At 39.1% G+C, this 11,827-nt stretch carries 18 protein-coding genes; 15 read left to right on the plus strand and 3 right to left on the minus strand.

The annotated features are described in order from the left end of the window. Positions 1–15 precede the first annotated feature (15 nt). The 15 genes from FY557_RS03225 (at position 16) to FY557_RS03290 (ending at position 9,644) form a co-directional block, all read left to right on the plus strand. Complete coding sequence (locus FY557_RS03225; RefSeq protein ID WP_262713526.1) at positions 16–1,329, plus strand: tetratricopeptide repeat-containing sensor histidine kinase; 1,314 nt, start codon at positions 16–18, stop codon at positions 1,327–1,329. Positions 1,330–1,340: 11 nt separating this feature from the next. After that, a complete protein-coding gene (locus tag FY557_RS03230) occupies positions 1,341–2,003 on the plus strand; it encodes a response regulator (RefSeq protein WP_149245855.1) in 663 nt (220 codons plus the stop codon). A gap of 105 nt (positions 2,004–2,108) precedes the next feature. Further along, the gene (locus tag FY557_RS20015; protein ID WP_185151638.1) at positions 2,109–2,276 is read left to right on the plus strand and encodes a hypothetical protein; all 168 of its coding nucleotides are present in this window, start codon (positions 2,109–2,111) and stop codon (positions 2,274–2,276) included. A gap of 173 nt (positions 2,277–2,449) precedes the next feature. Next, positions 2,450–3,115: a response regulator gene (locus tag FY557_RS03235; protein WP_149245856.1), complete on the plus strand. Its 666-nt coding sequence runs from the start codon at positions 2,450–2,452 to the stop codon at positions 3,113–3,115. 127 nt (positions 3,116–3,242) lie between these two features. Then, positions 3,243–3,506, plus strand: coding sequence for a hypothetical protein (locus tag FY557_RS03240; protein WP_149245857.1), 264 nt, complete (start codon positions 3,243–3,245; stop codon positions 3,504–3,506). Between the two features lies 1 nt (position 3,507). Beyond that, positions 3,508–3,816 carry a membrane protein insertion efficiency factor YidD gene (gene yidD / locus FY557_RS03245; protein ID WP_262713527.1) on the plus strand — a complete coding sequence of 103 codons (309 nt, stop codon included), beginning with the start codon at positions 3,508–3,510 and terminating at the stop codon, positions 3,814–3,816. Next, a complete protein-coding gene (locus FY557_RS03250) occupies positions 3,767–4,120 on the plus strand; it encodes a YegP family protein (protein WP_149245859.1) in 354 nt (117 codons plus the stop codon). Before yidD ends, FY557_RS03250 begins: the two co-directional genes overlap by 50 nt. Further along, the gene (locus FY557_RS03255; RefSeq protein WP_149245860.1) at positions 4,110–5,180 is read left to right on the plus strand and encodes a type I restriction endonuclease; all 1,071 of its coding nucleotides are present in this window, start codon (positions 4,110–4,112) and stop codon (positions 5,178–5,180) included. The genes FY557_RS03250 and FY557_RS03255 overlap by 11 nt, the downstream gene beginning before the upstream one ends. Positions 5,181–5,190: 10 nt before the next feature. Further along, complete coding sequence (locus tag FY557_RS03260; protein ID WP_149245861.1) at positions 5,191–5,718, plus strand: SH3 domain-containing protein; 528 nt, start codon at positions 5,191–5,193, stop codon at positions 5,716–5,718. Between the two features lie 16 nt (positions 5,719–5,734). Continuing rightward, positions 5,735–6,361, plus strand: a complete 627-nt coding sequence (locus FY557_RS03265) for a PH domain-containing protein (protein WP_149245862.1) — start codon at positions 5,735–5,737, stop codon at positions 6,359–6,361. A 3-nt stretch (positions 6,362–6,364) separates the two neighbouring features. Further along, positions 6,365–6,580: a TM2 domain-containing protein gene (locus FY557_RS03270; RefSeq protein WP_149245863.1), complete on the plus strand. Its 216-nt coding sequence runs from the start codon at positions 6,365–6,367 to the stop codon at positions 6,578–6,580. 8 nt (positions 6,581–6,588) lie between these two features. Then, complete coding sequence (locus FY557_RS03275) at positions 6,589–6,990, plus strand: DUF6804 family protein (RefSeq protein ID WP_149245864.1); 402 nt, start codon at positions 6,589–6,591, stop codon at positions 6,988–6,990. 5 nt (positions 6,991–6,995) lie between these two features. After that, positions 6,996–7,403, plus strand: a complete 408-nt coding sequence (locus tag FY557_RS03280) for a hypothetical protein (protein WP_149245865.1) — start codon at positions 6,996–6,998, stop codon at positions 7,401–7,403. Between the two features lie 5 nt (positions 7,404–7,408). After that, positions 7,409–8,749, plus strand: coding sequence for a beta-carotene 15,15'-monooxygenase (locus FY557_RS03285; protein ID WP_149245866.1), 1,341 nt, complete (start codon positions 7,409–7,411; stop codon positions 8,747–8,749). Positions 8,750–8,759: 10 nt separating this feature from the next. Continuing rightward, positions 8,760–9,644, plus strand: a complete 885-nt coding sequence (locus FY557_RS03290) for a hypothetical protein (RefSeq protein WP_149245867.1) — start codon at positions 8,760–8,762, stop codon at positions 9,642–9,644. 54 nt (positions 9,645–9,698) lie between these two features. On the opposite strand, the gene FY557_RS03295 is transcribed toward FY557_RS03290, so the two are convergent. The 3 genes from FY557_RS03295 to FY557_RS03305 all read right to left on the minus strand — a co-directional run bounded on the left by FY557_RS03295 (position 9,699) and on the right by FY557_RS03305 (position 11,742). Continuing rightward, a complete protein-coding gene (locus FY557_RS03295; protein ID WP_149245868.1) occupies positions 9,699–10,148 on the minus strand; it encodes a GNAT family N-acetyltransferase in 450 nt (149 codons plus the stop codon). Continuing rightward, positions 10,141–10,764 carry a ribosome biogenesis GTP-binding protein YihA/YsxC gene (yihA, locus tag FY557_RS03300; protein WP_149245869.1) on the minus strand — a complete coding sequence of 208 codons (624 nt, stop codon included), beginning with the start codon at positions 10,762–10,764 and terminating at the stop codon, positions 10,141–10,143. Before yihA ends, FY557_RS03295 begins: the two co-directional genes overlap by 8 nt. Positions 10,765–10,980: 216 nt before the next feature. After that, positions 10,981–11,742, minus strand: coding sequence for an alpha/beta fold hydrolase (locus FY557_RS03305; protein WP_149245870.1), 762 nt, complete (start codon positions 11,740–11,742; stop codon positions 10,981–10,983). Positions 11,743–11,827 lie beyond the last annotated feature (85 nt).

Consider the following 11,827-nt stretch of genomic DNA (forward strand, 5'->3'; position numbering starts at 1 on the left):
AGTATAGCAAAAAAAATATTTACTACCAGTTATAATAATATTGCTAATGCATCTAACAGTCTCAAAAGTTATGATAGTGCAATAGTTTATTATAAAAAGGCTATAAAAACTGCTGATAATAGCGAAGCCAAATTTACATGTTATAATAATATTGGTGATGTATTAATAACACAAGGAAAAGTGAAGTCTGCTTTAATATATTTAAAAATGGCGATTAATGCTGACAGCCTTAAAAATTACTCTAGAGCAATAAATAATTATGCAAAAGCAAAATATCTTGATGACGAAAACTACATTCCCTTAAGAGAATTTAATAAAGCTTTAGAAATTAGAAAGAAAATTAATGATGAGGAAGGCTTGAATTCAAGTTTTGAAACCTTATCTACATATTATTTATATAAAGATGAAAAGTTATCTTTAGAATATGCACAGAAAATGCTGGAAGAAGCAAAGAATAACAAGAGTCCTGACGATCAAATAACTGCATTGAAAAGAATTATATCATTAGATCCAAAAAATTATCAGCAAAATTTTATAAAACTTGACTCTATAGATAATGAAGTTCAAACTTCAAGGAATAAACATAAAAGCCAATTTGCAATCGTAAGATATGACGTAGAACAAAAAAATGCTGAAAACCAAAGACTAGAAGATAGAAATTTTAGGCAAGCGATTGGTATTGGATCTTTAATTATAGCTTTAATTATCGGCATTTTCTGGTATAAAAAAAGAAAGAAAAGACTCCAGCAGGAAAAAGAACTCGAAGTCAAAAACACCCAGCTTAAAATGTCGAAAAGGGTGCATGATGTGGTGGCCAACGGGATTTATCAGGTAATGGCCAAGATTGAGAATCAGGAAGATTTTGACCGGAACAGGGCATTGGACGAACTGGAATACGTGTATGAAAAATCGCGGGACCTTTCTTATGAGAAGGCCGGTGAGGAAAAAGAATTCAGCCAGGAAATTTCGGAACTGATTGCCGGATTTAATAATGCCACGGTGAAAACGTTTACGGCAGGCAATGATCCTTCGATCTGGGAAAAAGTAGCTCCGGCGGTTAAAGAAGAGGTCTACCAGATGATCCGCGAACTGATGGTGAATATGAAGAAACACAGCCAGGCCACCCATGTTGCCGTTAAATTTGAAAAGACTGACGGGACAGTTGAAATCCAATACAAAGACAATGGCGTAGGGATTTCCGGGGATCTGATTTATAAAAACGGCTTACGGAATACGGCTTCCCGTATTGAAGCCATCGGCGGGACAATTACTTTTGACACAAAAATTGAAAAAGGGCTGAAAGTAAACCTTTCTTTTCCTGCTTCGTAACCGTTTTTGTTATGTTTAAAAAAGTATTAATCGTGGAAGACCAGGAAGTCACCAACCTGGGTATCATCCGGGCCCTGGAAGAATTATCCGTTTCCAGGTTTGAATTTGTAACGTATTGTGATGAAGCCCTGCAAAGGATAAAAGCCGCCACAGCAGAAAATGACCCGTACGACCTGCTGATCGCCGATCTTTCCTTTGAAAAAGACCACATCCGGCAGGATCTGCAAAGCGGTCAGGAACTGATCCTGGAAGCAAAAAAATTCCGGCCTGAACTGAAAGTAGTTGTGTTTTCCGTAGAAAAGCGCGCGCAGGTTATTGACGATCTTTATAAATCCTGCCGCATCGACGGATTTGTAAGCAAGGCCCGAAACGACGGGAAAGAGCTCAGGAATACCATCCGGAAAGTTTTTGAAGGAGAAACCGTGATGTCGCAGGAAATTCTGAATGCCATCCGGAATATCCCTTTCGCACTGGATGCCTACGACCTCAAACTGCTGGAACTGCTTGCCAAAGGATTAATACAAGATGAAATCGAAATATATTTCAGACAAAACCTTATTAGGCCTTTTAGTAGAAGAGCCATCGAAAAAAGACTTTATGAACTTCGCGATGGCGTTGGTGCAAAAAACAATATTGAAATGATTGTTATCTGTAAAGATATGGGCCTAATATAATTTTAAAATAGAAATTGAATATTTTTTCATGGTTTACGTGAAACCGTAAGGATAGAAAAGCGAAGCTATATACTTTTGAGGTGTTAAACCAATAAAGTTATTACAATGAAAAAGCCATTAGGAACCAAAGCAAGGACCGGAGAAAGTTGTCCTGAATCAGGAGTGTGGAAAGTAGTGGGAACCCCATCAACAACTGCTCCAATTTCAAAAGGAAACAGAATGCCTCCTTACAATGGACAAGCTGTAACTTGGGAATTAACCCAGTACGCTTAATTCATTCCGGTGGTTGTACGTAACAATCACCGGATATGACTTTTTCTTAAAAATTTTATTCAAAAATACATTAAAGGTTTTTCTTAATCATTTTATCTTAAATTTAATACTAATCAAGAGGAATTAGACAAGAGTGTATAGTACTTCTATTTCCTTCATAAAAATATATAACCATGTTCAAAAAAATTTTAATTGCCGAAGATCACGAAAGCATCAACATTTCCGTCCAGAAAACCCTGGAAGACCTGGGCATTCCGAAGGTTGACTATGTGTACTACTGCGATGATGCGATCGGGAAAATCCTGAAAGCCCTGCGGGAAGAGCAGCCGTACGACCTGCTGATTACCGATCTTTATTATGAAGAAGACCACCATACCCAGGAACTTAAAGATGGAAAGGAACTTATTGAAAAAGCAAAACAATTACAGCCCGGCCTGAAAGTGATCGTCTTCTCCGCCGAACGTAAGACCGGCGTCATCGATCATCTTTTTTCAGAATATGAAATCAACGGCTATGTGCAGAAGGCCCGGAACGATTCCAAAGATCTAAAGAAAGCCATCGCGTCCGTCTACATCGGCGAAGAATATCTTTCCTTCGACCTCAAACAGGAAATGAGAAAGTTTAACAATTATGAATTTTCCACTTACGATATCGTGATCGTTTCCCTGCTTTCCAAAGGGATCCTGCAAAAAAACATTCCGGCCCATCTCGAAGAAAAGAGCATCCGGCCTTCCAGTCTCAGCAGCGTCGAAAAAAGATTAAACAGCCTGAAAGAAGACCTCAGCGTCAACAGCAACGAACAGCTGGTCGCTTTCTGCAAGGATCTCGGGATTATCTGAACCCATCCATTTTATTTACAACCTTCCAACTTTTGGAAGGTTTTTTTATTTTTTGCCCGTTTTACGGAAACCCGTAAAAATTACTCATTAAAGGGTGATACTTTTGGAATGTCAAACAAAAACAATCATGGAATACAAAGTAATACCTTTCGTTGCAACAGTGAACCCAAACAATATGAGTTCCAAAAATATTGCAGAGCAATTAGATCAGTTAGTAAAAACCCATACCGAGGATGGATGGGAATATGTGAGGCTTGAAAGCGTATCTACCTACGTCCAGCCGGTAGAGGGCTGCTTTGGAAATACGGAAAAATCCGGTTACATGACTTCCTTTCAGATGGTCGTATTCAGTAAAATAAAAGATGAAGAATTTCCTGCTTCTTCCGATTAAAATGTATTGGCGGATCATTCCACCGTCAAAAAGAAGAAAATGCATCTTCAGAACAAGCTGTTCGAAATATGTATATGAGAAAACAACAAGCGATGGATTTGTGTCAGGATTAAAAGCATTGAAATACCGCTTCCAAAACTGTAGATCCGGAGCCTGTATCATCGAAAACCTAACAGGAGAAACTTATATTATTCTGCCCAATCAACAGATTCTGAACGAATCAGAAATTTCAGAACGATTATTAAAAATAAAAATCAACCATGGGAAAATTTGTCATTACCCGAAGAGTAAACCAGGAGTATCAGTTTAATCTGAAAGCCGGAAACGGCGAAATTGTTTTAACCAGCGAAGGCTATGTTCAGAAAGGATCATGCCACAAAGGAATTGAATCAGTAAAAGTCAATTCTCAGGATGATTCCCGATACGATAAAAGAACAGCGGTAAACGGGAAATTGTACTTTGTTTTAAAAGCAAGGAACGGCGAAATCATCGGCAAAAGCCAGCTGTACAATTCCAAATCCGGCATGGAAAGCGGAATTGCCGCCGTAAAACTCAACGCATACGCCGCGGAAATCATTGATGAAACTGTAAAAACAAATGAGTATGGATCTTAAAATTAAACTTGAGCAGCTGCATCAGAGAGTGGTTGGCCTGAAAGACCAGATCGGAACGGAAGAAGCGACAAAAAATGCATTTGTACTGCCTTTTATCCAGATTTTAGGTTATGATATTTTCAATCCTACCGAAGTTGTTCCCGAGCATGTGTGTGATATCGGGACTAAGAAAGGAGAAAAAGTAGATTATGTAATCCGTCACAACGATGCTCCGATTTTTATTATTGAGTGCAAGCACTGGAAAGAAAGTGCCGATGCCCACAATTCCCAGCTTCACCGTTATTACCATGTTTCAAAAACCCGGTTTGGCGTGCTAACCAACGGAATTGTCTATAATTTTTACACCGATCTGGAAAAACCGAATATCATGGATGAAAAGCCATTTTTCACCATTAATATTGAAGACATTAAGGACAGTTCGATTAAAATTCTGGAAAAATTTACCAAAAAGGATTACAATCTTGAAGAAATCCTTGATTCTGCTGAAGCCCTGAAATACATCAAAGCGATCCGTAAAGAATTTGAAAAGGAAATAGAGAATCCTTCGGATGAAATTGTCAAGCTCCTCGTGAGCCGTTTTTTTGACAAACCGATTACGGCAAACAGAATGGTTCCCTTTAAAGAATATACGAAAAAAGCTCTTACCACTTCAATCAATGAATCGATCAGCTTCAGGCTGAAATCCGCTCTAAGCATCAATGAACAGATCGAAAAGCAGGATGATGCGGTAAAAACACAACAGCCGGTTGATGAAAATAACGAATCGAAAATCGTAACCACCGAAGAGGAATTGGAAGGTTTCCAGATTGTAAAAGCGATTCTGCGGGAGAAAATTCCATCCGCAAGAATTGCTTACCGCGATACGTTATCGTATTTCGGGATTCTGCTGGACGACAACAACCGTAAACCACTCTGCAGGCTTCATTTCAATACAGCCAACAAATACCTGGAAACCTTCCATAACGGAAAGGAAGCCGGCGAAAAAATCCTGCTGGGCACGCTGGATGAAATTTATAATTACCGTGATAAACTCCTGATGACCCTTGAGAACTATAACTAAACCGATAACCATGAAAAAACTAATACCTTTCATCATAATCACTTTCAGTGTATTTATTTTAAATTCTTGTTTTAAAGCTAACGACAATGTAGGGCATGACGGTAGATGTACCGGCTCTGCTTACTGTTCTGCCTGCACTAACTGTTCAAGGTGCGGGCATTGCGGAAGCGGCGGGACCTGCGGAGTCTGCGGCAGAGGATCTTCCGGAAGCAATTCGTCTTCCGGGAGTTCTTCCAAAAAGAACAGGTCTAAAAAACAGGAAACTTCAGCAAGTCACACTTCTTCAAAAGCAAAATCCAAGAAACCGCCAAAAGTTCTTATTGATAAAGTAAATATCAATATTAATTCAAACAACAGATACTTTGCAGGAGTTGCGGCAGTCAGAATTTACGAGAAGCCTTCCGATAAATCGAAGACCATAATCACTGTTACTAAAAATGCCAAACTGATTAAGCTTCAGGAATTGAAAGGATGGTATAAAGTAAGAGTAGAATCAAGCAGTAAAACAGGGTATGTTAAGCGTAAGGATGTGAAATAATTAAAAAACAAATATCATGAACTTAAAGAAATTTTTAAACGAAGAGCAGGATCCACAAGCTGTTGAAAAGCTTTTGGGAAGGATCAACACTCTGCTGACTTCGCAGGAAACCGTGGAATATATTGCGGTTCAGAAAAAACCGATCCTCAATTTTTCTCCCGAATGTATCGCACTTACCAACAGAAGAATTATTTTCTGCAGACCGAGAAACTTCGGATTATCAATGGATTTTCAGGATTACAGTTGGGTAGATGTCGCAGACTGCCACATTAAAGAAGGAATTGTCGGCTCCACCTTCATGATGAAAACTACCACGAACTTCACCAATATGGTGGATTATCTTCCAAAAAACCAGGCCAGAAAACTCTATCAGTTCGCTCAGGAAGTGGAGGAAAGAATGCGCAGAGTAAGAAGAGAAAAAAGCCTGGAAACCCTCAGGGCGTCCGCAGGAGGGGTGACGGTAAACAATGCCACCCCCATTATCACTCAGCCACAGCAATTTCAACAGGAGACAAAACCCTTGTTAATTGAAAATGAGGATCCCTTTGCGTTATTGCAGAAATTAAAAGATCTTAAAGAGAATGAAATAATCTCTTCCGAAGAATTTGAAACAAAAAAGAACGAAATCTTATCCAGAGTTTAAATTATGAAATCAAAATCGACCACCGTTTTACTTACATTTTTCTTAGGAGGATTAGGCATTCACAGATTTTATTTAGGACAGAACGCTATGGGAATACTTTATCTTGTATTTTGCTGGACTTTTATTCCTGCATTTATTGCGCTTATTGATTTTTTTGTATTCCTTTTTATGCCTGAATACCGTTTTAATAACAAATATAATCTTAAAACAGGATTTTAAATCACATCATGAAACCCTTTCTCACCTTCTGTGCGCTGTGTTGTTTCATCGGTATTTTCAAGCTTCCTATTGAATATTATACTTTTCTCAGAATTCTAGTTTCCGCCGGAGCCTTATTGGTTTTATACCATACGATAACTTCGAGGCAGCCTTATTTCAGTATCGTATTTCTTGCCATCCTCATTCTTTTCAATCCTGTTTTCCCCATCTACCTTTACCGGAAGAACATTTGGATTCCGATTGATACCATAACAGGGATTCTGTTTCTGCTTATTAATTTCATCGAAAAACAGGTCCTTGAGAAAGAAGAGGAAATAACCGAAGAAACACAGGAATATGCATTACCAATACACCAGAGAGCTGTTGCCAAAGACAGAATCATTAACCCTCAGAAAACAAAAGAACAATAACCGATATGGAAAACAATCAGATAACGGAAAACCTTAAAGCCCATTTTTTAAGATTGTATCAAATGGCGGTCTGTGACGATGATTTCAGCGCACTGGAATTGAAAATGCTCTACAGATGTGCCGAAGAAAGAGGCATTTCCCCTAAAAACCTGGATGAAATTCTGATGAACCCGATCAATTTAAAATCATGGGTGCCAAAGACCATTGAAGAAAAAGTGGATTATCTCTATGATCTTACCGCCATGATCTGGGCAGACGGCACGGTTTCACAAAATGAATATTCTGCCCTACAGAAATATGTGGTTATGTTCGGATTCCTGGAAGAAAATGCAACGGCTATTGTAGACTATCTTATTGAAGCTGTAAAAACCGGAAAAAACAAAAGTGAAATTATATACGAACTTAAAAACTAAGCATTATGGATACATCCAACATAAAAAATTTATTCCGGCTGAAGCCGACTCCTGCAGAACCAGTACAGGAAGAGCTTCCCAAAGCCGAGGTGAACCCTGATGATGAATCTCTTGAAGAAAGCAGGAGAAGAACCTATCATGAATCGGGATACCGTGACAGTTCGCGTACCAGCGGAAACCACTCTACCCTTTCCATCTGCCTGGATGCGGTATATTCCAAATTCCAGAATGAAGAAAAAGAAATGGTTGAAAAGCAGCAGAAGCTGAAAGAATCTTACGTCAACGAACAGAAAAACAGGGAAACGGAAATCAAAGCATTAACGGTCTCACAGGAAACCCGGGAGGAACAGCTGAAAACCAACAACACAGAAATTGAAAACCATCAGCATACCATTGAAAACTTAAAAGCTGAAATCCTTGATCTGCCCAGAAATCCTGAAAAGTACAATGTGAAAGCGGGAAGAGGAGCTTCAGCCAAATTTTGGATCGGTACGATTCTTCTGATTCCCATCACGTTATACCTGGCTACTTTTTATATATCAACTTCATATTCAGCTTTTTTCAAAAGTTTTGATGCAAAAAGTACGGTTATCCAAAGTGTATTGGATGCAAATGCCTGGATGAAAGCATGGAATGACGGTTTTATTGAAGTGGCATTCGTTACCCTGATTCCGTTTGTCTTTTTAGGACTGGGATTTCTGATTCATATGTTCGGAGAAAATAAAACCAAAATCAACTATGTAAAGCTTGCTTTATTGTTTATCGTAACCTTTATTTTTGATGCTATTTTGGCCTATGAAATCGAGTCAAAACTATACGAATTAAATAAGACTTTTGAATCTCTTCCCTTTGATCTAAAAATAGCTTTTACGAAGATTCAGTTTTGGGGAATTATCTTCGCAGGATTCATTGTATATATCATTTGGGGGCTCGTTTTCGATTTTGTTATGAAGGAGCACCGGGAAAAAGACAGGATTAAAAACGAGCAGGAAATCCGGCAGAAAAAAGTGGAATTCTTTCAGGAAAAGATCAACACATTAAAAAAAGAAATTGAAGAGATTATATCCAATATCGGGAATACCAAGGAAGTCATCATTAAAACCCGTGGCAGAATCGAAGAACTGCAGAACATCATAGACGGCGTTATTATTCCTACCAAAGATTATAAACTCTATGCTTCGGAATATGTGCAGGGCTGGATTACATTTATCGGAGAAAAAATCGCCGTTTCCAAAACGGAAAAGCAAACCATGATCGACAGCTGTATTGAAACCTACACAACCAATCTGGAAACTGTCGGAGCCAATTCGGATAACCAGAACCTGGTTTATTTATCATCTCTTTAAATCTAATTTTATGAAAAAAATATTCTACTTGCTATTAATCGTTTTTGTGGTTTCTTGCTGTAAAAAAGGAGGAGAAATTACAGAAGGAGATACCACAGGCACCATTGTTGATCCAAACAATATCAATGTCAGTATTTTGATCGACCTATCGGACAGAATAGATCCGACCACAAACCCTAATGTTACGATGTCGTATTTTCAAAGGGATACCGAATACATCAAAGCCATCGAGAAAGGGTTTCTCAACCATATAAAATCAAAAAAGATCATCACGTATGACGATCAGATGCAGGTATTTTTCAATCCGGAGCCTTCCGAGCCAAAGATCAATGACTTCACGAAAGAACTAAAGGTTTCTTTTGATAAAAATACGTCGAAAGATTATTTTGCATCCGTTGAAAAAAAATATTCCGAAATTCCGTCATACATTTATCAATCAGCTCTTAAAGACGGGAATTATGTAGGTTCCGACATCTGGGAATTTTTTAAAAACAAAGTAAAAGATTATTGTATAAAAGACGATAAAAGGAATATTCTTTTCATTCTCACCGATGGATATATGTATCATGAGAATACGAAGTTTGCAGAAGAAAATAAAACTTCTTATCTGACCGGAAAATTAATAAAATCTAATAATCTCAATACTTCGGATTTCAAAAACACCATAGAGAAGAACAAATACGGTTTTGTAAAGGCCAACGACGACCTCAGTAATCTGGAAGTGGTCGTCCTAGGAATCAATCCTGAAAAAGGTAACCCTTTTGAGGAAGCCGTCATCAAAGAATATTGGGAGAATTGGTTTAAAGAAATGAAAATCAAAAGCTATCAGATCAAATCGGCTGACCTGCCTTCCAACCTTGAACCGATTATTCTGAAATCGATTGCAGGAAAATAAAAAACACACGTCCATATAAACATCAAAAAAGCGAAGAATAACCCTTCGCTTTTTTTATTTTCTTAGCATCTCCGTATGCGGGATGTCATCTTCCAGATACTTCTTGCCGGTATCTTCAAAGCCGAATCCGCCATAGAATCGCAACAGGTAATCCTGTGCGGAAATCCTGATCTCTGAAGTACGGAAACGGTTTTCGATGGTTTGTACAGCATAGGCAATCAGCTGTTTTCCCAGGTTCTTGCCTCTCGCTTTTTCGGTGGTTAAAACCCTTCCGATAGACGCTTCATTATACTTGATGCCTTTGTCGAAAATCCGGCAGTTGGCCAGCACTTCCCCATCTTCTTCCGCCCAGAGGTGAACGGCTTTCTGGTCGTAACCGTCCAGGTCCGGATACGGGCAGTTCTGTTCTACAACGAAAACATCAACCCTCGCCTTGATAACGGCATACAGCTCGGGAACCGTCAATTCGTCAAACGTCTTTATTTTCCAGATTATCTTACTCATCGAAGTTGACACTGTTATTGGCGAGGAACTCATTGGTTTTCTGGATAAATTGCAGGATTTCGTCGCAGCCTTCCTTCTTTTCGGCCGACGTCACATAAATTTCCGGCAGGTCTTCCCAGGTTTTATTCAGTTCCGCTTTATAATGTTCCACGTTTTGTATCGCAGTATTCGGTTTCAGCTTGTCCACTTTGGTGAAAACAATGGAAAAAGGCACCCCGCTTTCCCCGCACCACTGAATGAATTCCAGATCAATGGCCTGCGGCTTGTGCCGGGAATCCACCAAGACGAAAAGGTTAACCAGGTTTCTTCGGTTTAAGATATAGTTGGTAATCAGCTTTTCAAAATCCTTCCGGATCGACTTGGAAACCTTGGCATAGCCATACCCCGGCAAATCCGTAAGGTACCAGTTTTCATTCACCAGAAAATGGTTGATAAGCTGGGTTTTTCCCGGAGTTCCGGAAGTCTTTGCAAGGTCTTTATGATTCATCATGGCATTGATCAACGAAGATTTTCCCACATTGGATCTCCCGATAAAAGCATACTCCGGCATATTGGGTTCCGGACATTCCTGCCATTTTCCGCTGCTTTTGACAAACGTTGCTGTTTTAATAACCATTTCTTTGCATATTTTAATTCGTCAAATATCGTAATAAAATAAACGCCATAAAAACTTAAGTCTTTATCCGTAAAATTTAAGCAGCTTTTCCTCCCGCGATTAAAGCAAAAGAAAGAGTGATTTAAGAGAAAACCACAGGTTTTGAAAACCTATGGGGTTGTATTAAGTCTTTAAACCAAAAACAGGAAGTAAAAAATTTACCTCCTGTCTTAATTTTTAAACTTTATCTTTCAGCCAGCTGTACAGAATCTCGTTGAATTCGTCCGGCTTTTCCATCATGGCTGCGTGGCCGCATTTATCAATCCAGAACAGTTCTGAGTCTGGAATAAACTTATGCATGTCTTCAGCCACTTCAGGCGGTGTTACGTTGTCATTTCTTCCCCAGATCAGGCAGGTTGGGGTTTTGATCTTCGGCAGATCGTTCAGCATATTGTGCTTGATGGCGCTTCTGGCCAGCATCACGGTCTTTATCCCTTTCATCCGGTCATTGACTACAGCAAAAACCTCGTCTACAAGATCTTCCGTGGCTACGGCAGGGTCATAAAAAACGTCTTCTGTTTTTTTTCTGATATAAGAACGGTCGTTCTTTCTCGGGAAACTGTCCCCGAAAGTTCTTTCATAAAGACCCGAACTTCCTGTAAGTACAAGATTTTTCACCAGATCCGGCCTTGCCAGCGTCAGGATCAGCCCTACATGGCCCCCCATTGAATTCCCGACAATCGTTGCAGGACCTTTCACATGGGTTTCCAGGAACTTGGCAATATACTTTGCCAAAGTCGTCAGATTGGTATTAAGTACCGGCAATTCGTAGATCGGTAACTGAGGGACATAGACTTTAAATCCCCTGTCTGAAAAAAAATCCACCATCTTATTGAAATTGCTCAACCCACCCATTAACCCGTGCAGCAGCACTAATGGATGTCCCTCTCCCGCCTCTATAAAGGTATATTTCTTTTCTTTTTTTGTACTAAATATCATAAAATGCCTTAATAAAGCCTTGCAAAAATACAAATTAAACCTCAAAAATATTTTGAATACTCTAATTTAAAATAAAAATAATATA

The sequence above is a fragment of the Chryseobacterium sp. SN22 genome (assembly GCF_008329705.1).
Classification (GTDB): Bacteria; Bacteroidota; Bacteroidia; order Flavobacteriales; family Weeksellaceae; genus Chryseobacterium.

Coding starts and splice junctions, on each gene's coding strand:
- FY557_RS03230 (WP_149245855.1), top strand. CDS start 1,341: ATGTTTAAAAAAGTATTAATCGTGGAAGACCAGGAAGTCACCAACCTG.
- FY557_RS20015 (WP_185151638.1), top strand. CDS start 2,109: ATGAAAAAGCCATTAGGAACCAAAGCAAGGACCGGAGAAAGTTGTCCT.
- FY557_RS03235 (WP_149245856.1), top strand. CDS start 2,450: ATGTTCAAAAAAATTTTAATTGCCGAAGATCACGAAAGCATCAACATT.
- FY557_RS03240 (WP_149245857.1), top strand. CDS start 3,243: ATGGAATACAAAGTAATACCTTTCGTTGCAACAGTGAACCCAAACAAT.
- yidD (WP_262713527.1), top strand. CDS start 3,508: ATGTATTGGCGGATCATTCCACCGTCAAAAAGAAGAAAATGCATCTTC.
- FY557_RS03250 (WP_149245859.1), top strand. CDS start 3,767: ATGGGAAAATTTGTCATTACCCGAAGAGTAAACCAGGAGTATCAGTTT.
- FY557_RS03255 (WP_149245860.1), top strand. CDS start 4,110: ATGGATCTTAAAATTAAACTTGAGCAGCTGCATCAGAGAGTGGTTGGC.
- FY557_RS03260 (WP_149245861.1), top strand. CDS start 5,191: ATGAAAAAACTAATACCTTTCATCATAATCACTTTCAGTGTATTTATT.
- FY557_RS03265 (WP_149245862.1), top strand. CDS start 5,735: ATGAACTTAAAGAAATTTTTAAACGAAGAGCAGGATCCACAAGCTGTT.
- FY557_RS03270 (WP_149245863.1), top strand. CDS start 6,365: ATGAAATCAAAATCGACCACCGTTTTACTTACATTTTTCTTAGGAGGA.
- FY557_RS03275 (WP_149245864.1), top strand. CDS start 6,589: ATGAAACCCTTTCTCACCTTCTGTGCGCTGTGTTGTTTCATCGGTATT.
- FY557_RS03280 (WP_149245865.1), top strand. CDS start 6,996: ATGGAAAACAATCAGATAACGGAAAACCTTAAAGCCCATTTTTTAAGA.
- FY557_RS03285 (WP_149245866.1), top strand. CDS start 7,409: ATGGATACATCCAACATAAAAAATTTATTCCGGCTGAAGCCGACTCCT.
- FY557_RS03290 (WP_149245867.1), top strand. CDS start 8,760: ATGAAAAAAATATTCTACTTGCTATTAATCGTTTTTGTGGTTTCTTGC.
- FY557_RS03295 (WP_149245868.1), bottom strand. CDS start 10,148: ATGAGTAAGATAATCTGGAAAATAAAGACGTTTGACGAATTGACGGTT.
- yihA (WP_149245869.1), bottom strand. CDS start 10,764: ATGGTTATTAAAACAGCAACGTTTGTCAAAAGCAGCGGAAAATGGCAG.
- FY557_RS03305 (WP_149245870.1), bottom strand. CDS start 11,742: ATGATATTTAGTACAAAAAAAGAAAAGAAATATACCTTTATAGAGGCG.